This is a genomic window from Ureibacillus sp. FSL E2-3493 (genome assembly GCF_038077515.1).
Classification (GTDB): Bacteria; Bacillota; Bacilli; order Bacillales_A; family Planococcaceae; genus Ureibacillus; species Ureibacillus halotolerans.
Map to the genome: position 1 here is coordinate 3195977 of NZ_JBBOPK010000001.1, position 18968 is coordinate 3214944.

The window sequence follows — 18968 nt, forward strand, 5'->3', positions numbered from 1 at the left end:
AATCGACAAGAACTAGGTGAAAATATGAATAAAAGAAAACGGCAGATCATTCATGCTGCACGTCAACTTTTTATTGAAAAAGGTTTTAATGATACTTCTATTATTGACATAATCTCTACTGCAAATGTATCGAAGGGAACTTTTTATAATCATTTTGGCTCTAAAAATGAATGTTTGATCGCTATTTTAGAAGAAACACGAGAAGAAACAGTAAGCTCACGGTATGAAATGGCCTTAAATCAAGATCCATCGGATAAAGAAATATTAATTAAACAAATTGCCATTCTTACCCACGTAAATCGTAAACGAAACTTAGTACAAATCTTCGAATCATTAGTTGGAAATACGGATGCCGAATTAAAAAAAGTACTTGAAAAACATATGATAGCTGAATTAAACTGGCTTGCTAGTCGTTTAATCGACGTTTATGGTGAAGGCGTTCGGGAGATTTCTTATGAATGCGCAGTCCAGGCACTAGGAATGATCCAACAATCATTAAGAGTATTAACAATGGCAAGAAAAAAACAATCCGCTACACCAGAAGAAGTTGTACAAGTAGTCATGAATCATGTCGATGCGATAATCGAACGGCAACTAAAATCACAGCATATTTTAATTACATCTGAAGTAATTCAAGCATTACAACTAAAAATAAAACAAAAAGTCATCCAAAAAGAGGCACTGCTTGAACAACTTCAAGGCTTTTTAGATAGATTGACACCTGAGGATCCAGAAAGCGGAATGGAATATACGAAATATTTATTGAAGGAACTTGATAAAGAGAATGAACATATTCACATAATGCAAGCCATTCTGTCAGCATTTAACAAATCCTTCCGTGGTACATCCCACGAAGCGGAAGCCCATGAAATCTCTATTACGATTTGGCGTTATTTGCATATGAAAAGAGAGACAAAGAAATAATCCTTCTATGAAAAAGCTGTACAAAAAATTCGAACTGTCTTGTTAATGTTAGACAGTTCTTTTTTGCACAGTTTTTATTTATCCTATTTATTATTTCATTTGACTTCGTGCATAAAAAAATAAATAAATGGCAATACCACCAAATGGAATGATTGAAGTTAATAAAAATTGTATATTTGTATGAATCTCGATAAATTTAAAAAGAAAATCTGGTATTACTAGAAGAGCTAACACAATAACTAATAGCCACGTTTTAGACCATAGGGAAAATCCAATTAAAAAGAGTAACGTTATAATGACTGTAATGACTGTACCCATTTCACCAAAATGTAGTATAGGTGTATTCATTAAGTCATTAAAATAAATGAGTGCTACAAAAAGAGCAACCGATAACCAGCTCATGAAGTAATAAAGTCCAAATTCCTTCATTTTTGATACATTATTAGCAGCAATATACTTCAAGACAACGCTAATGGCAAGAACCATTATAAGACTAATTAAAATTACTCCTATTAATTCAAATAATGAGTATGATATAGGACCTTGAATGGCATCTATTAGCACCGTATAAGAAAGCACACCCAATATGATCATAAATAAATATTTATAGATAGTTTTAAAATCTGTCGTCATTTCCTGCGATAACGATTTCATATAAACTTTTGGTGATTGTCCGACAATATGATCGACGGTTTTCCCTTTAGCCTCTGCCTCCATTAAATGATCTTCTAATTCATCCACAATCGAATTAATTTGCCCTTCATCTTTACCACTAGAAAATAAATAAACATTTAAGTTTTCTAAAAATAATTGACTTTTCTTTGATAACTTCTGTTCCCTATCCATTTATTTTCATTCCTCTCGATTAAATATGCTATTCTTCACGCAACACTGCATTTACACTAAATTGTAGCTTTTCCCATCTCGTAATAAAGTGTCGTAGCTCCTCCTTACCCTTTTCAGTTAACGAATAATATTTTCTTTTTGGACCTGCAGTTGAATTTTTTAATGTCGACGTTACTAGTTCTTCTTTTTGCATGCGTAATAACAGTGGATAAATCGTCCCTTCACTAAAGGATTCGAATCCAAATTCCTCTAGTTTTTCTGCAAGTTCATAGCCATATACTTCTTTTTTATGGATGATAGCTAATATACAGCCATCTATAATGCCTTTTAACATTTGAGTTGAAGACAAATAATTCACCTCTTCAAATTAACTTGTATTGCAAGGTATTGAATTTATCATACCAAACAATATCTTGTATTACAAGATATTGAATACATTTCTTACAACTTCTCAAAAAAAGCCAGCTACTGTATAAATACAGATAGCTGGCCAATCAACGTTATCTTCTTAATTTTATTTTAAAAAGTCTGGATCAGCATAAGCTGGGTTTGGATATTTATAGAATCCTTCTCCACTACTTACACCCATTTTCCCTTGGTCGATATATTCTGTTTTTAATTTTTCTGCAATTGCTTTTGCATATGGAGCACCTTTTTCAGCTTTTGCTAAATTAAGGTTATAAGGAGTTGTCATTCCAACTACATCTAAAATCGCAAATGGACCTGTAGGAGCTCCAGTAGAAATCATCCAGTTTTTATCGATTGTATGAGGATCTGCCACATCTTTCACCCATAAATCCATTGCTGCATCTAAAAATGGTACTAACAATGAGTTTAAAATATAGCCTGGTTGTTCTTTATGCAAACGGAATGGAATCATACCAATTGTACGGGCAAATTCCTCAACGATATCAGCATATTTTGCATCTGTACCTGGGTGCCCCATCACTTCAGCTGTATTGTTTTTCCAAATTTCATTAGCAAAGTGAAGATTTAAAAACTTCTCTGGACGTCCTGTAAACTCTGCAAATTGGCTTGGTAACATTGTAGAAGAGTTTGATGCGAAAATTGTTTTTTCTGGTGCAACTTCGCCTAAATTTTTATAGAAATTTGTTTTAATTTCAGTTACTTCTGGAACAGCTTCAATTACTAAATCAGCGTCTTTTACTGCTTCCGCTAAATCTGTGCTATAAACTAATCGGTTTAGAGCAGCTTCTGCTTTTTCCATGTCGTTAAAGTATTCACCGTATACACCTTTTAATTTCGTAAAACGTTCTTTCGCATTATTAATTGCTTCGTCATTAATATCATAAACAGTTACGGCATATCCAAAAAATGCACTTTGGAATGCAATTTGACTACCCAATACGCCACTTCCAGCAACGGTTACATTTTGAAGATTCATTATCATTTCTCCTCATATATTAGATTTAATAATTTTATTTTAAACCTTTCACCACATACAGATAACCCTTAAAATGAGGTATTATAGTAGAAAATATACCTACATTTATAGGGGGCTTAAAAGTTGATTAAGGCCATTCAATATGTATTGTTTTGTAAAATTAACCGGACACATATTATTCAAAATGCACGTTCCTATATTCAACAAACAGAAGAGCTATCTGCTAAAGAGAAGGAAAATCTCTCCTTATTTATAGAGGACTTTCTATCATTTATCTCAAAACAGATTGACGTCAAAAATACGAATGACTTATCCAATCAATTACATTTATTTATTCAAGTTTATATGTATGAAATTACAGGAACGTTTTTAAGCTATTTCCGTTCCGTTTTTGAACAAGCCATCATTCGTTTACTTTTTAACCAACGTCATCCAGAAACAGAACAAATTTTTATTTTCCAATCTAAATTAATTACGAATTTAACAAATCAGTACTTTGCCTCTATTGATGAGACAAACAGCTTGCCTAATCAAAATTCCATCTATCTTGAGAAATTAGATAAACTTAGTGAAATACTCATTTCCTCTTCTGGATCTGAGGAGATTCCTATTATTATGAATGAAATGAAGGAAATTTTTGAGTTTAAACGTTGTAGCTTCTATGCCTATAATGCATGGTCCAATGAATTTTACGGAATTTATGGTGATGATTTGGAACTAGTACAAAGAATTAAAGGAAAATTAACAGCAGAACATCCCGTCTTCAACTTAAAAATGCCTTTATATGTAAAAGACCCTTCTCCCTATGTCATTGATGTAGTGATCAAATTTTTTAATTTATCTTCCACGATATTTATTCCGGTTATTTACCGCGAACAATTATATGGATGGCTTACTTTCGATCAAAAGGGTGAATCTTTTGATTACTCGAAACCATTGCTTGATACGTTAGAAATAGCTGGAATACGGTTAGGCATGTTTTTAGCAAGAAAACCTTCCAGCCATCGGATTGACAATGAAGAGACGCTGACCGAAAAGGAAAAAAGTATTTTATATTTAATCTCTGAAGGATACAGCAATAAAGAAATTGCTTCCCTTCTATTTTTAAGCGAATATACAATCCGAGACTATGTCCAAAATTTATTATCGAAACTAAACGCCCGTAATCGCACCCAAATGGTAGCAAACGCCTTTAAGATGGGATATATATCATAAAAAAACAGCTTGGCTTTAGGTACAAGCTGTTATCTTAGTTCGTTCATTATACTTTTTAAGGAATGAGGTGTAAGTAATGAGAGAAGTCCCCATTTATAAGAGGGAAGATTTTCTTAATATTCTAGCTCTATTAAAAAATAAAACAAAATGTATCGAGTTAGTAATCCCATATGGAGATAATGAAAAGGATGATTTAGTTCAATTTTTAGAACCTTATTTAATAACGAAAAAGAAAGTGAAATCATGGACGGGAACGACTACAAAGGGGAAATCCTCCACCATGTATAAATACGAGTATACTGAACAGGATGAGAAGAAAATTCTTAAATTTTTACATAACTATAGTAGCTTCTTCTTTCATATTCAAGACTCTAATGGTTATTATAATGAAGTGAAACTGACAGAGTTTGAAGATAAAGATATCGCCTTCTTTGCTCAAAAGGGGAACTGTTTATTTTATACAATCACCCACGAAGGACTTGCTTATACAAGCTTAGAATAATAAGGCAAAGCTAATACGAACACTTAAAATAATCATAAAAAAGAGGTCTCTCAAGAATCTAATGAGAAACCTCTGGTAAAACTTTTATATCCATTTATATTTGATCATTGTTATGTCTTTCTGAATTGACACCTTTATCGAAGTCATCAGAAAACTCAGTTTGAGTAATTAAATTCTTTTTACGGTCAATTACTTGACGTTCCGTTTCATTTTCAAATAAATGATCGATTAAATATTTATGGTAATAAAACTCACCACCAGCAATAAATAAAGAAGCTAATAATGCTGCTGAAAATGCTGAAATATCTGGGTCGAATAAAAATGAACCTAATGCCCAAATAACTAAAAAGGCGAGTACTAAATCTGCACCAGTCGCCGAAATCCCACCAATTCGCGGTAAAATAAACAAATCCCCTATAAAAGCTACAATTGTTAAAATAAGACCGATGATCAGAATATCTGCAAAAGAAACGCCAAAGAATAAACTTAATACGATGAACAAAACCCCAATGGTCATAACAAGTTTAATAAAAAAGGCTTTTGTATGCTTCAAAAAACATCTTCCTTTCTACATCTTTAGCCATTAGGTTTTCCTGATTTGTTTCAATCATACGTTTTCTGTTATGAAGGCTTCATACTCCACATTTAGCTTTAACAGCAAAGATTATTTCGTAAAATAAAATGAGGTCTCTCAAAAATTCTGGGAATTAATGAGAAACCTCTATATTTTTACTTAGGCACCAGTTGAGCACTTTATTATTACAACATAACCACTGATATATAAGGATTTAAGGGCTGAACTTAAATCATTCCGTCTTAATTTTTGGTGAGATTCCTCTCTAAAAGGAGGAAATTTCTTCAGTTGATTCCTGTGGTTTAGCTTTTTTAATTCTTTATGCAATTAATTATATTTATATCAGTTAAATGCTTAAGTTAATGTTTAAAGTTCTATTAATTCAACTGTATCAAAACATCAACTTTGTTTGGCTCAATCGTTGAATAGGAAAGTCTTTCTTTCTCAATTGATGCACTCCATATCATTAAGCTATGACTTTATCAAAATGAATTCTTTTGTACGAATATATTGCATTTTTACTTATTACTTTTATCTGGCCTAGTATCATAAAGATATGAATCGGTTACACTAAGTTGGACAGATACTATAAGGGCTAGTAGACTTAACATACTAACCTAAAGGGAGCCTGCTATTATGCCACGTCAACGTCGAACTTTTACAACAAAATTCAAATTACAACTAGTAAAGCTTTATGAAAATGGAAAGTCTCGTGCAGATATCTGTCGAGAATATGAAATAACGCCTTCTGCGTTAGATCGCTGGATTAAAAACCATCAAGAGACTGGCTCATTTACTGCAGAAGACAATCGTACTGAAGAAGAAAAGGAATTAATTAGATTACGAAAAGAAAACCAACGTTTAATGATGGAGAATGACATTTTAAAGCAAGCAGCGCTGATCATGGGACGAAAATAGATGTGATTCGAAACAACGCTCACAAATATTCAGTATCAGCAATGTGTAACGTCCTCAACATCGCCAAAAGCACCTATTACTATCACGCCAATCTGCGTGAAAAAGAAGCACATGACAAAGAAGAAGTTGAGCTTTCCAACGATATTCAACGCCTTTTTAAGGAAAGTCGTAGTAACTATGGTACTCGTAAACTTAAAGTAGAATTAGAGAAACAAGGTAAGATTGTTTCCCGTCGTCGAATCGGTCGAATCATGAAACAATTAGGACTGGTATCAAATTATACTGTGGCCCAATACAAGCTGCATAAGCAAACCTGTAATGAAGCACCAATCAAAAATGAGTTAGATCGGCAGTTTAAAACAGAAGAACAATTCGCAGTAGTTGTCAGTGATTTAACATACGTCCGTGTTGAGAAAAAATGGCACTATGTATGCTTATTTGTCGACCTTTTCAATCGAGAAATTATTGGTCACAGTGCCGGTCCAAATAAGACAGCAGACCTTGTATATCAAGCATTAGCTAGCATAAAAGGGAATTTACATAACATCAAGATGTTCCACACAGACCGTGGGAAAGAGTTTGATAACAAACTCATTTCAGGGGTCTTAGAGACATTTGGGATTCAGAAGTATGAAGGCTGCCCTTATGATAATGAAATGGCCGAAGCGATGTTCAAAGTATTTAAAACCGAATTCGCAAATGGCGCACACTTCGCTTCTCTTGAACAGCTATCTCTTGAACTTAATGATTATGTTCATTGGTTCAATAACATTCGAATTCACGGAACACTAGGCTATTTAACGCCTGTGGAATTCAAGAATAGGTCCTTATAAAGGTTGTCCAGTTTTGTGTTGACATTCCACTATTTAAAACAAGATACCTGACAAGATTATTATGATGCATCGTACATAATCTACTATTATATTAAGTAATTTTTAGATCTGTTACAGATAATTCCACATTAACTAAAAATATGTTACTATAAAATTAATTTTTAACGTCAAAAGGAAGGAGACAAAATTTGAAAAACGTTTTATATTTTATTGTAGGGATAATGATTATTCTTATCGTGTTATGGTTTTTAACTTATGTTAAATAAATATCCGCCTGTAAAACAGGCGGTTTAGTTAATACCCTATAATGGCTTCTTACCAACTGCCCCTAAAGGGGCTTTTTTAATTGACCGTCAACCGTATTTGTTCTCTAATCTCGTTTAAATGGGTCTATATATTCTCTACTCGTCATTTGATCACGTAATCGATCTTCAGCTTCTTGTTCCCTTATATATTTTGCTACCGCTTTTTCGTTAGACCTACTGTAGTGACATAATATCCTTTTGCCCAAAACGATCGATTTTCGTATTTATATTTCAAATTTGCATGTCTATCGTGAATCATTAAAGAACTCTTTCCTTTTAAATATCCAACGAATTGTGATATGGATAATTTTGGAGGAATTTTAACCAGTATATGTATATGATCTGGCTTGCATGTCCTTCTAATAGTTCTAAGTCTTTCATTTCACATAGACGTCCTAAAATCGCTCCGATTTCTTTTCTTAATTCACCACGGATTACTTTCCTCCTATATTTTGGTATAAAAGCCATGTGATACTTACAATTCCATCTTGTGTGTAATAAACTATTGTGAACTGCACCCCACTTGTTAGACACATCTACAAGTGGAGATACAGTTTTTTTATGACTAAATTTACTAACGAGATAAAATTGGCTATTATATAAGGTTTTAATCCAACTATGATTTCACAAAAAGAATATGCGTTACAGATAGGTGTTACAAGAGCGCAACTTCAATTTTGGTTAAAATTATATGAATTACATTGAGAAGATGGCTTTAAGAATCCCTATACAAATTATCCTGTATTTCGCAAGTAAAAATTGAGCCATTTATTAATTAAAAACTGATCCACTTAAACCGAACTATTTTCTAGCCATTCTTTTGTATCTAATATTCGATAAGATGGTCCAACCATGTCTATCATATAGGCTCTATGTGTTAATCGGTCTGTTAAAGCAGCTGTTAAAACTGGATCATGAAAAACTTCTTCCCAGCGATCAAATGATAAATTACTTGTAACTATCGTTGACGCTCGTCCTGCCCGTAGGGAAAGATGAGTAAATAATAATTCTGCGCCTTCTTTATCAAAAGAAATGTAACCTAGCTCATCGATAATCACTAAATCATACTTTTCAAACCTCAATTCAAATGAACGTAACGTTCTTTCAGAACGGCTTTCTTTTAACTGATTTACAAGGGATGACACCGTTGTAAAATACACCTTATAACCTGCTAAACAAGCTTCAATTCCTAAACCAATTGCTATATGTGTTTTACCTGTACCTGGTGATCCGATTAATAAAACGTTTTGTTTTTCTTGAATAAAATCTAATTTCTTTAAATGAGAGAGACGAGAGGCCGCATTTTGCGGTAATCTCTCAGTCTCTAATTCAGTTAATAGTTTCTTTTCTGGAAAATTCGCTGAACGAATCCGATTCGCTTTTGCTCGCACTTCTCGATCTTGCATCTCTTGGACCAGTGCGTGATATAAGAAATCTTCTGCTGTCTGATATTGTTTCCACATATCATCATCTTGTATAAATCCTCGAATGCTTGGTAGTCGAAGTTCTTTACACATTTCAATCATTTCTTGTCGCTTATCCATTAATGAAGCACCCCTGTCTTTTTAGTTTCGAATAATGCCGTAATGGCTGAAAGATTTTCGAGAGATTGGGTGGTGACCTCATTTTTGGAATGTACAGTTTTATGAATGTGTTCGCATTGATTAGCTAAGAAAATAATCTTATCTGTTGATATTTGAACCATAGGGTTCTTCTCAAGTTGTTCAACTGCCACTATGATTTTTTCTAGATTGTTATGTTCTTTTAGATAGATAAGTAACTCTAGAAAATCTCGCTCATTTCCAATATAATAATCTTTGTATAATTTTTTTATTTTTGTTGGTGCTTGACTCAAACATTCACTTTGAGCCAATGCACCTTTTTTCTTTTCAAATGTACGTAAGTAATGATAGATATCCATAATCCACTGATGGATCTGCCAACTTCGCTTATGTGTTGCGATACAGGCATTATCACTAAAAATAAGAATTTTTTCCGCACTCGCTTTTACTTTCACCCATTCTCCTACATGTCCTTCTGGAACAGAATAACGATTTTGTCTATAAGTAATCGTGCTATATTTGTCCACTCTAAATTCAAACAACTCAGAGGCATCAAATGGAATAATATCTGCACTTACTTGCCGAGCTGCACGTTCTTCTAGCATTAATTCATGGTGGGTTTGATTTTTCTTATAATGTTTACGAGAGTTTAATCTCATGATGATTTCTGTTAGATAGGCCTGAGCTTCTTCTAAACTTGTAAACGTATCTCGATGGGCAAATGCTTTCCGACGGATGTATTCTACACTCCGCTCCACATGCCCCTTCTGATTTCCTTTTCTCGGTTCACATAGTCGTATTTTAAAATGATAATGCATCGATAGATTTTTCATACCATCGGTAATCTCACGCTCAGTTCCAATAAAGTTTTTTACAACAGTTCGCATATTATCGTATGTAAATACCTCTGGTACAAAGCCTAAATAGTTAATACACTTTACATGTGCATCTTGTACACAAACCATTGTTTCTGATTCATACAAATAGGCAAATCGATCATTACTATATGGTAGGGTAAAGACCGCCATCGAAAGAGAACGTAACGTTTGATCAATGATTAATTTTACTTCACCCCAGTCAAATTCAATCTCATGACCAGCAGTTGCCTTTTGACGAATAAACACTTCTTTTTGACGTTTCTCCTCACTATTTACAAAATTTCTAACAGTGGTATAACTAATTTCAAAACCTTCATCTAATAACTTTTCATGAATATCAATCATTTTTAGTTGTTGCTTGTGCATCTGATGTTGCCGTTTAAATTCATTATCTTTTAACATTTTTCGAATACGTTTCATCACCGTAGGTGTTAATGCACGTTTATTGCCTTTTCGCTTTTTATACGACGGAGGCGTTACATAGTTATCTGTAATAGGTAGTTCTCGAATATCTTGCTTTCTTTTTTCAAGATCCTCTTCGATATACTTTTTTACAGTATTCCGAGAAATCCCAAGCTCCTTCGCAATTTGACGTTGACTCTTATTTTCTTTATGAAAGGCTAATAAAACTTTTTGTTTCTTCTCCAAAGAAATCACCTCTATACGCTCCTAACTCTATGAAGTTAGGATTATTTTCATATAAAAGTGGCTCACTTTTCAACTGCGATGGTGGCTCAGTTTTAGCTTATCAAATACATTATCCCGTACCATTTAAACTAAGTGTACTTAATTACATGGTTCAATCTTGTGCGTCACTAATGGATACAGCAGCTCTTTTTAAAATTTCTAGCTATGCAATGGTGTATAGTTGGCAAAAGCAAATGGAGAACGGTGGTTTAGATGCCCTTGAACCAAGGTCAAAGAGGCGTCCATCCGTGAAAAAGAAACGCACGAACAAACAACCAAAACCAATAGAAGGCTCACCTGAAGCACTTCAAGCAGAAATCAATTGTCTACGTATGAAAAATGAGTATTTAAAAAAGTTGAACGCCTTAGTTCAAGCCAAGGAAAAATCACCAAAGAAGAGAAAGTAAAGGTCATCTATGAATTAATGCATAAATACTTGGTGAAGGCGCTTGTGTCATTCGCAGAAATTCCACGTAGCATGTACTATGATTTAGTAAAAAGATGAATCGACTAGATTCAGATGCCGAGTTAAAGGCCGAGATTCAAGGTATTTATAACGAACATGAAGGACGTTATGGCTATCGTCGTATTTGTGACGAACTAGCGAATCGTGGGTAAAAAGTGTATCATAAGAAGGTTCAGTGCATCATGAAAGAACATGGTTAAAAATGTATAGTTCGCATGAAGTAATATAAATCGTATAAAGGGAAAGTTGGCAAAATTGCGGATAATATTTTAAACCGTAACTTTAAAGCCGAAGCGCCGAATGAGAAATGGGTAACGGACATTACGGAGTTTAAACTTTTTGGTGAAAAGCTCTATTTATCGCCTGTTTTAGACCTGTTTAACGGAGAAATTATCACGTATACAATTGGCTCTAGACCCACGTATCTACTTGTTTCAGAGATGCGGGAAAGGCTTTAGCACGTTTACCAAAGGAACACAAACTTCTAATTCATTCCGATCAAGGCGGGCACTATCAGATGAAACAATATCTCCATGCCCTAAAGGCAAGAGGCGTTTTGCAAAGTATGTCGCGTAAAGGAAATTGTCATAATAACTCGGTGATGGAGAATTTCTTTGGGATTATGAAGTCTGAATTCCTTTACTTAAAGGAATTTGAAAGTGTCGAGCAGTTTAAACAGGAACTAGAAAAATACATGTATTATTACAACACGAAACGTATCAAGGCAAAATTAAAATTGAGTCCAGTGCAATACCGAACTCAATTTACCCAGCTGCCTAGATGAAATAACCGTGTCTAACTTTTAGGGATTACTTCAATCTCTCTGCTTTTTTATTATTTAGAACTTTCTCCAACTACTTGCCCAATCATCACGGCTTGATACCGCTTTCCAGTATTTAACTGATGGTTTTGCTTTGATATACAAATCTAAATTGGCGCTTAAAAAGCCCAATGAACCCGTTGAGGATAATGTCCATTGATAACCACCATATCCGTAACCACCTGAGACATATTTATTTGTATATCCTACATTAGTAGTCCATATTGATGGGTTATAGTTTTTGTGTGATTTTTCTATATCGTATACTTGTAATGCTACTGAACTACTGGATGTTCCGTTTGATTGGTAAATCATTCGGATTTGGTATTTAGAAACGGTAACACCAAGTATCTCCATTTCACACACAGCCCAAGGTGTTGTTATTTTATATGTAGCCATAGGCGTTATTAATCTATTATTAAATCCTACTTCATTAATTTGTTTTGAAATAAATTCAACATCTACTTTTTGTCCACTCTCTAATTCTACTTCAATTTCTTCGTCTATTGCTTTTTGAGCCTCGGAGTTGATTTTAAGAAAATTTTCTGGTTTTAGTGCCTCAAGATACAATTTTTGTTCTTCTTCACTTAAAGATAAAAATTCATCTAAAGTTTCTTTTGCTTCTTCAGAATCATCATTTTCTAAATATTCTACATAACTTTCTACAGATGAAATTTGCTTTAGACCCTCATTTTCTGCTGCATCTACTTTAACATTCGGAACTAAAATTGTCGATGCTAGTAATAATGTAAATAAGCTTAAAACTAGTTTTTTCATATGTACCTCCTAGTTAATTTTTTTTACCTTTTTATAATAACATAAAATTGTATGTTCTGTTAATTTTTCTCATTTAATAGAGAATTTAACACCTCTTAAATAAAATTAATCTAAGCCTATAAAAATTATAAAAAAGTTAGTTAGTAAAATGGTCTAACTTAGAGTGACATAAGTGCTGTAATTGGCAAATTTAAATACTGAATTTACCTCCACAATAACTGCATAACCAATACATCACTTCTTGCATATGCTAGTGTGGAGCTCGAAAAACTGTTAATGAAAATAGTTTTCAAAAGTTTTCATATTAACGAGAAACCTCGATTATAATCCTCTATGATAGCATTACTTTAGAAAAAGATTTATCTATTAATGGTTATGGCTATTACCCATTTCATCTGGGTTAGTGATTTCTGGAGAGGTGCTAATTCTGAAATATGTATACTATACTAGTTCAAATGATAAGAATAAGCAGATACAAAGGTAGCTTTTTGAGATGTAATGGAATGTCAACACAAAACTGGACAACCTTTATAAGGACCTATTCTTGAATTCCACAGGCGTTAAATAGCCTAGTGTTCCGTGAATTCGAATGTTATTGAACCAATGAACATAATCATTAAGTTCAAGAGATAGCTGTTCAAGAGAAGCGAAGTGTGCGCCATTTGCGAATTCGGTTTTAAATACTTTGAACATCGCTTCGGCCATTTCATTATCATAAGGGCAGCCTTCATACTTCTGAATCCCAAATGTCTCTAAGACCCCTGAAATGAGTTTGTTATCAAACTCTTTCCCACGGTCTGTGTGGAACATCTTCATGTTATGTAAATTCCCTTTTATGCTAGCTAATGCTTGATATACAAGGTCTGCTGTCTTATTTGGACCGGTACTGTGACCAATAATTTCTCGATTGAAAAGGTCGACAAATAAGCATACATAGTGCCATTTTTTCTCAACACGGACGTATGTTAAATCACTGACAACTATTGCGAATTGTTCTTCTGTTTTAAACTGCCGATCTAACTCATTTTTGATTGGTGCTTCATTACAGGTTTGCTTATGCAGCTTGTATTGGGCCACAGTATAATTTGATACCAGTCCTAATTGTTTCATGATTCGACCGATTCGACGACGGGAAACAATCTTACCTTGTTTCTCTAATTCTACTTTAAGTTTACGAGTACCATAGTTACTACGACTTTCCTTAAAAAGGCGTTGAATATCGTTGGAAAGCTCAACTTCTTCTTTGTCATGTGCTTCTTTTTCACGCAGATTGGCGTGATAGTAATAGGTGCTTTTGGCGATGTTGAGGACGTTACACATTGCTGATACTGAATATTTGTGAGCGTTGTTTCGAATCACATCTATTTTCGTCCCATGATCAGCGCTGCTTGCTTTAAAATGTCATTCTCCATCATTAAACGTTGGTTTTCTTTTCGTAATCTAATTAATTCCTTTTCTTCTTCAGTACGATTGTCTTCTGCAGTAAATGAGCCAGTCTCTTGATGGTTTTTAATCCAGCGATCTAACGCAGAAGGCGTTATTTCATATTCTCGACAGATATCTGCACGAGACTTTCCATTTTCATAAAGCTTTACTAGTTGTAATTTGAATTCTGTTGTAAAAGTTCGACGTTGACGTGGCATAATAGCAGGCTCCCTTTAGGTTAGTATGTTAAGTCTACTAGCCCTTATAGTATCTGTCCAACTTAGTGTAACCGATTCAGTAAAATACTTCGTTTTAATTTTTAATTCCATACTATTTCCCCTAAAAATATTACTTTAGAAAATCTACCAACTTAATATCTTCAAGTATTCTCTTTAATTTACTCATTTTTCTATAAGGAGAATCTAAAATTTCTTCCAAAAGAGGCTTAATGATATAAAATATTCCTAATATCGCTAAACTTATTAAAACAAGTATTATTACTATTTCCACTCCTTCATTATTATAATTAAGTAACCATTTAATCATCAGAGTTATTATCGGTAATAATAATGCAGTACTTATTGTATAGAAAGCCTTTAAAACTTTTTCACTCATTTTTAGTTCTGGAAGTTCTTCATTTATTTGATTTATCAACAAATCAATTTGTTCAATATGGCTAATATTATGTCTTTTTAAAATATTCCTTATTGAAATAATATTGTGATCAAAAATATCCTTACCATCACCTACATTTCCCAATACAGACTTTTTCAATTCATTTCCAAAATAAGAACCTGTAATAGCTGCAAATATACATGACGCAAAAAGAATCCAACCATTTAATGATAAATAAAATTTAAAAAGACAATACAAAGTAATTATCAATAGTGAAATAGAAATTACCCATACGTGCCATTTAAGATATTTCACAAAGTATGTAGTACGAACATCTTGTTTAATATAATCCTCATATATTAGCCACAACAAATCTTACTCCTCCTCCTAAAACTCCTAATCAACTTACCCTAAATAGGTAATTTGTAATTAATACATCGGTATTTTACTGTGTTTTTTTACTCATTCAATTATGTTTTAATATGGTTCTAAGTCAAATGTTGGGGTGAGCATTTAGCTCACTCCTAATTTATGCGACCCGAACATCTATATTTTTATATTGATGGTGTAATAACACCTTTAATCTGAATCGATCAAATCGTTTAAACCCAAACGCATTTCTTTTAATAACCTTCGTTTGGTTATTAATGCCTTCGACATAACCATTATTCAAGTTATAGGCAAAGCTATTCATAATCTCCTTCTGCCAATTTTGAAAGGTTTCTATTGCCTTTTTAAATTCAACTAATCCGGAAGACTTTACTAAATCATAATAGCTATATAATCTTTCTTTTACTTCTTTTAAATTATTCGGTGCTAATTGTTTAGCTATTTCAAACCATAATCGATAAGCCTCTTTCAATTCATAAGCCTTTTTTAATTCAGGTGACTTTTCTAAAAAGTAATTTAAATACCATAATTGCTTTTCGGTTAAATCCTCATAGTGCTTATAAAAGACATGACGCATTCTTTTACATTTCTTACGTTGGTAATCGTCAAAGGCTTTCTGTTCCTTCCTTCTCACTTTTTCTAAAGCCCAGTATATATAACGACAAAAATGAAATCGGTCAGCTACGACAACAGGGCGTCCTAATGCTTGATCAACAGCTGCTTTGAAAGAATGACTCATATCCATAACGACAACGTTTACGTTATCTCCATGTTTTCTTAAATAAGCTACCAGCGTTTCTTTTTTACGATCTTTTAAAATATCTAATGGTCTCCTATTAATAGGGTCAGCAATGACCGTTTGATACTTTTCACCACCTGCATCCCCTTTATATTCATCTATTGCGATGACTTCTGGTAACTGTTTAGTCTCCGTTAACATAGAAGAACTAATTTTATCAAAATGGCGCATTACGGTTGTCGGTGAAGTGTCAAAACGATCAGCCACATCCTTAAAATTTTTACCATGGATGATTTCAATCGCCAACGCCTGTTTGTACTCTATGGACTGTCTTTGATACCACTCTACTAAGGAATTATCTTCGTAAAATCGTTTCCTACAATCTTTGACTTCACAAACATACCGACGTTTTCGATAGAATAGGAATGTTCTTCTACTAAAAATACTATTATGTTTGATCTTCTGAATTCGATAATCATGTACGCGTTCGGTTAATTGACCACAACACGGACAACGATGAGCTTTCCTCTCCAACTCCAAATGAAGTTCATAGTAACCGTCTTTTTCCAATGATTTCGTAATGATAAACTCTTCTAATCCTGGTAAAGTCATGTTAAAATTCAATTACACGCATCTCCCTTTTGTTTTGTTTATTGGTCTAAACAAAGTCTAACAAAATTAGGAGATTGCGTGTTTATTTTTTCTGAATTTTATCTGTACCCCAACAAATATTTTAGAGCCTTTAATATTCCCTATCTATTTATAAAGTCCTTATAAATTTTAAAAAATAAAAAACCACCTCTCAGATATTTCTGAGAAGTGGTAGTTGCTTTATTAATAGCGTTACTAAGTTTATAAAACTTTTAAAGTTATATTACTACTTAAAATGCCTCAAAAACCTCTTTTACATCATTCCGCCCATGCCGCCCATGTCAGGCATTGCTGGAGCAGATGCTGGTTCTGGAATATCTGCTACTACTGCTTCAGTTGTTAAGAATAGAGCAGCTACAGATGCAGCGTTTTGTAATGCAGAACGAGTAACTTTAGCAGGGTCTACTACACCAGCTTCGATCATGTTTACCCATTCGCCGTTAGCAGCGTTGAAGCCGATACCGATTTCTTCGCGTTTTAGGCGGTCAACGATGATTGAACCTTCAAGACCTGCGTTGTTAGCGATTTGACGTACTGGTTCTTCAAGAGCACGTAATACGATACGTACACCAGTTGCTACATCGCCTTCTACTTCATCAAGTACTTTTTCAACTGCGCCGTAAACGTTTAGAAGTGCAGTACCACCACCTGATACGATACCTTCTTCAACAGCAGCACGAGTTGAGTTTAATGCGTCTTCAATACGTAATTTACGTTCTTTTAATTCCGTTTCAGTTGCAGCACCAACTTTAATTACTGCTACACCACCTGCAAGTTTTGCAAGGCGTTCTTGTAATTTTTCTCTATCGAACTCAGAAGTTGTTTCTGCAATTTGAGCACGGATTTGGTTAACGCGAACTTCGATTTCTTCGCTATTACCCGCACCTTCAACAATTGTTGTGTTGTCTTTAGATACAACAACTTTTGCAGCACGTCCTAAAGAAGAAACGTCAGCTGTTTTTAATTCTAAGCCAAGTTCTGAAGTGATAACTTGACCACCAGTTAATACAGCAATATCTTCTAACATCGCTTTACGACGGTCACCGAAGCCAGGAGCTTTAACAGCTACTACATTAAATGTACCGCGTAATTTATTTAAGATTAATGTTGTAAGAGCTTCCCCTTCAACATCTTCAGCAACGATTAATAATGGACGGCTTTGTTGAACAACTTGTTCAAGTAAAGGTAAGATTTCTTGAATGTTTGAAATCTTTTTATCCGTAATTAAAATATAAGGGTTTTCTAATACTGCTTCCATTTTGTCAGTATCTGTTACCATATAGTGAGAAACGTATCCACGGTCGAATTGCATACCTTCTACTACATCTAATTCAGTAGTGAACCCTTTAGATTCTTCGATAGTGATAACACCGTCAGTACCAACGCGTTCCATAGCGTCTGCGATGAATTCACCAACTTCTTCATCGGCAGCAGAAATAGCAGCAACTTGCGCGATCGCTTCTTTATTTTCTACTGGGCGTGAAATGGATTGTAATTCTTCTAATGCAGCAGCAACAGCTTTATCCATACCTTTACGAATACCAACAGGGTTTGCGCCAGCTGTTACGTTTTTAAGACCTTCACGAATCATCGCTTGCGCTAAAACTGTTGCAGTTGTTGTACCGTCACCAGCGATTTCGTTCGTTTTAGAAGCAACTTCAGCAACTAATTTTGCACCCATGTTTTCATAAGCGTTTTCTAATTCGATTTCTTTAGCGATTGTTACACCATCATTTGTAATTAATGGAGAACCGAATTTTTTTTCAAGTACAACGTTACGACCTTTTGGCCCTAATGTTACTTTTACTGCATTTGCTAATTTATCAACACCTTGAAGCATTAACGTGCGAGCTTCTTCAGAGAATTTAATATCTTTTGCCATTTTGCTTACCTCCAAATTTTTATTCTATTCAAAATCAAAAGTAGCATGGAGCGCCGAAGAAACCTATGTAAAAGGCGCTCTTTATTTCTTAAGATTAACTTTAACTTTCAACTAATTAACCAATAACTGCTAATACATCACTTTCGCGAAGAATTAAATATTCTTTGCCTTCGTATTTCACTTCTGTGCCTGAGTATTTAGAGAAAATAATACGATCTCCCTCTCTTACATCAAGCTCGACACGTGAGCCGTTATCTAGTACACGACCAGTTCCCACAGCAACAACCTTACCTTCTTGTGGTTTTTCCTTTGCTGAATCTGGAAGTACAAGTCCTGATGCTGTTTTTTCTTCCACCTCAACTAGTTCGATAATGATACGATCACCTAATGGTCTTAACAAGTGAAACAACCTCCTACAAATTTTAGTTTGTATATCTTATTAGCACTCTCTTCTTACGAGTGCTAACACAATTATTATAATAATGAATTATTTTTAAGTTTGCAAGTATGAAGCGTTAAAAAATTTTGTTTTCTTTCCATATTCCTCTACAATA

The 18968-nt window shown here is 34.0% G+C and carries 16 protein-coding genes and 2 pseudogenes; 5 read left to right on the forward strand and 13 right to left on the reverse strand.

What is annotated here, in order from left to right:
- Positions 1–24 precede the first annotated feature (24 nt).
- On the forward strand, positions 25–924 hold the full coding sequence (locus MHH69_RS16395; protein WP_122972214.1) for a TetR/AcrR family transcriptional regulator: 900 nt from the start codon (positions 25–27) through the stop codon (positions 922–924).
- A gap of 90 nt (positions 925–1014) precedes the next feature.
- Here MHH69_RS16395 and MHH69_RS16400 read toward each other — a convergent pair whose 3' ends face one another.
- The 3 genes from MHH69_RS16400 to MHH69_RS16410 form a co-directional block, all read right to left on the reverse strand.
- A complete protein-coding gene (locus MHH69_RS16400) occupies positions 1015–1770 on the reverse strand; it encodes a DUF1129 family protein (protein WP_341362779.1) in 756 nt (251 codons plus the stop codon).
- Positions 1771–1798: 28 nt separating this feature from the next.
- A complete protein-coding gene (locus MHH69_RS16405; RefSeq protein ID WP_122972252.1) occupies positions 1799–2104 on the reverse strand; it encodes a PadR family transcriptional regulator in 306 nt (101 codons plus the stop codon).
- 180 nt (positions 2105–2284) lie between these two features.
- Complete coding sequence (locus MHH69_RS16410) at positions 2285–3175, reverse strand: 3-hydroxyacyl-CoA dehydrogenase (protein WP_122972212.1); 891 nt, start codon at positions 3173–3175, stop codon at positions 2285–2287.
- A 123-nt stretch (positions 3176–3298) separates the two neighbouring features.
- Between MHH69_RS16410 and MHH69_RS16415 the strand changes: the two genes are divergently transcribed.
- Together MHH69_RS16415 and MHH69_RS16420 are read left to right on the forward strand one after the other, a co-directional pair.
- Positions 3299–4390, forward strand: a complete 1092-nt coding sequence (locus MHH69_RS16415) for a response regulator transcription factor (RefSeq protein ID WP_122972211.1) — start codon at positions 3299–3301, stop codon at positions 4388–4390.
- Between the two features lie 76 nt (positions 4391–4466).
- Positions 4467–4892 carry a hypothetical protein gene (locus tag MHH69_RS16420; protein ID WP_122972210.1) on the forward strand — a complete coding sequence of 142 codons (426 nt, stop codon included), beginning with the start codon at positions 4467–4469 and terminating at the stop codon, positions 4890–4892.
- Positions 4893–4986: 94 nt separating this feature from the next.
- On the opposite strand, the gene MHH69_RS16425 is transcribed toward MHH69_RS16420, so the two are convergent.
- Complete coding sequence (locus tag MHH69_RS16425) at positions 4987–5445, reverse strand: DUF2512 family protein (protein WP_122972209.1); 459 nt, start codon at positions 5443–5445, stop codon at positions 4987–4989.
- 657 nt (positions 5446–6102) lie between these two features.
- Here MHH69_RS16425 and MHH69_RS16430 point away from each other — a divergent pair.
- A protein-coding gene (locus MHH69_RS16430) for an IS3 family transposase (RefSeq protein WP_445954569.1) occupies positions 6103–7217 on the forward strand; the annotation gives its coding sequence in 2 pieces (ribosomal slippage) (positions 6103–6349 and positions 6349–7217; 1116 coding nt in all).
- A gap of 370 nt (positions 7218–7587) precedes the next feature.
- Here MHH69_RS16430 and tnpA read toward each other — a convergent pair.
- The 3 genes and pseudogenes from tnpA to istA form a co-directional block, all read right to left on the reverse strand.
- A pseudogene (gene tnpA / locus MHH69_RS16435) lies at positions 7588–7990 on the reverse strand (IS200/IS605 family transposase).
- Positions 7991–8313: 323 nt separating this feature from the next.
- Positions 8314–9066: an IS21-like element helper ATPase IstB gene (istB, locus tag MHH69_RS16440; protein WP_341361466.1), complete on the reverse strand. Its 753-nt coding sequence runs from the start codon at positions 9064–9066 to the stop codon at positions 8314–8316.
- Positions 9066–10610 (reverse strand): IS21 family transposase, encoded by a 1545-nt coding sequence (istA, locus tag MHH69_RS16445; RefSeq protein ID WP_341361467.1) that lies wholly within the window; start codon positions 10608–10610, stop codon positions 9066–9068. Before istA ends, istB begins: the two co-directional genes overlap by 1 nt.
- A 107-nt stretch (positions 10611–10717) precedes the next feature.
- On the opposite strand from istA, the pseudogene MHH69_RS16450 reads away from it, so the two are divergent.
- Positions 10718–11899, forward strand: a pseudogene (locus MHH69_RS16450) (IS3 family transposase); the annotation flags it as partial.
- 54 nt (positions 11900–11953) lie between these two features.
- Here the strand turns inward: MHH69_RS16450 and MHH69_RS16455 are convergent.
- From MHH69_RS16455 to groES, 6 genes are all read right to left on the reverse strand, one after another.
- Entirely contained in the window at positions 11954–12712 is a 759-nt protein-coding gene (locus tag MHH69_RS16455) for a hypothetical protein (protein ID WP_341362780.1), read from the reverse strand.
- Between the two features lie 528 nt (positions 12713–13240).
- A protein-coding gene (locus MHH69_RS16460) for an IS3 family transposase (protein ID WP_341361906.1) occupies positions 13241–14355 on the reverse strand; the annotation gives its coding sequence in 2 pieces (ribosomal slippage) (positions 13241–14076 and positions 14076–14355; 1116 coding nt in all).
- Between the two features lie 130 nt (positions 14356–14485).
- Positions 14486–15124 (reverse strand): hypothetical protein, encoded by a 639-nt coding sequence (locus tag MHH69_RS16465; protein ID WP_122973481.1) that lies wholly within the window; start codon positions 15122–15124, stop codon positions 14486–14488.
- Between the two features lie 157 nt (positions 15125–15281).
- Positions 15282–16493 carry an ISL3 family transposase gene (locus MHH69_RS16470; protein WP_341362952.1) on the reverse strand — a complete coding sequence of 404 codons (1212 nt, stop codon included), beginning with the start codon at positions 16491–16493 and terminating at the stop codon, positions 15282–15284.
- 292 nt (positions 16494–16785) lie between these two features.
- Complete coding sequence (groL, locus tag MHH69_RS16475) at positions 16786–18414, reverse strand: chaperonin GroEL (protein WP_122973482.1); 1629 nt, start codon at positions 18412–18414, stop codon at positions 16786–16788.
- A 115-nt stretch (positions 18415–18529) separates the two neighbouring features.
- The gene (gene groES, locus MHH69_RS16480) at positions 18530–18814 is read right to left on the reverse strand and encodes a co-chaperone GroES (RefSeq protein ID WP_341362781.1); all 285 of its coding nucleotides are present in this window, start codon (positions 18812–18814) and stop codon (positions 18530–18532) included.
- Positions 18815–18968: the final 154 nt, after the last annotated feature.

Bases quoted from the DNA above. Each gene is read 5' to 3' on its own strand.
- MHH69_RS16395 (WP_122972214.1), top strand. From the start codon at position 25: ATGAATAAAAGAAAACGGCAGATCATTCATGCTGCACGTCAACTTTTT.
- MHH69_RS16400 (WP_341362779.1), bottom strand. From the start codon at position 1,770: ATGGATAGGGAACAGAAGTTATCAAAGAAAAGTCAATTATTTTTAGAA.
- MHH69_RS16405 (WP_122972252.1), bottom strand. From the start codon at position 2,104: ATGTTAAAAGGCATTATAGATGGCTGTATATTAGCTATCATCCATAAA.
- MHH69_RS16410 (WP_122972212.1), bottom strand. From the start codon at position 3,175: ATGAATCTTCAAAATGTAACCGTTGCTGGAAGTGGCGTATTGGGTAGT.
- MHH69_RS16420 (WP_122972210.1), top strand. From the start codon at position 4,467: ATGAGAGAAGTCCCCATTTATAAGAGGGAAGATTTTCTTAATATTCTA.
- istB (WP_341361466.1), bottom strand. From the start codon at position 9,066: ATGGATAAGCGACAAGAAATGATTGAAATGTGTAAAGAACTTCGACTA.
- MHH69_RS16455 (WP_341362780.1), bottom strand. From the start codon at position 12,712: ATGAAAAAACTAGTTTTAAGCTTATTTACATTATTACTAGCATCGACA.
- MHH69_RS16470 (WP_341362952.1), bottom strand. From the start codon at position 16,493: ATGACTTTACCAGGATTAGAAGAGTTTATCATTACGAAATCATTGGAA.
- groL (WP_122973482.1), bottom strand. From the start codon at position 18,414: ATGGCAAAAGATATTAAATTCTCTGAAGAAGCTCGCACGTTAATGCTT.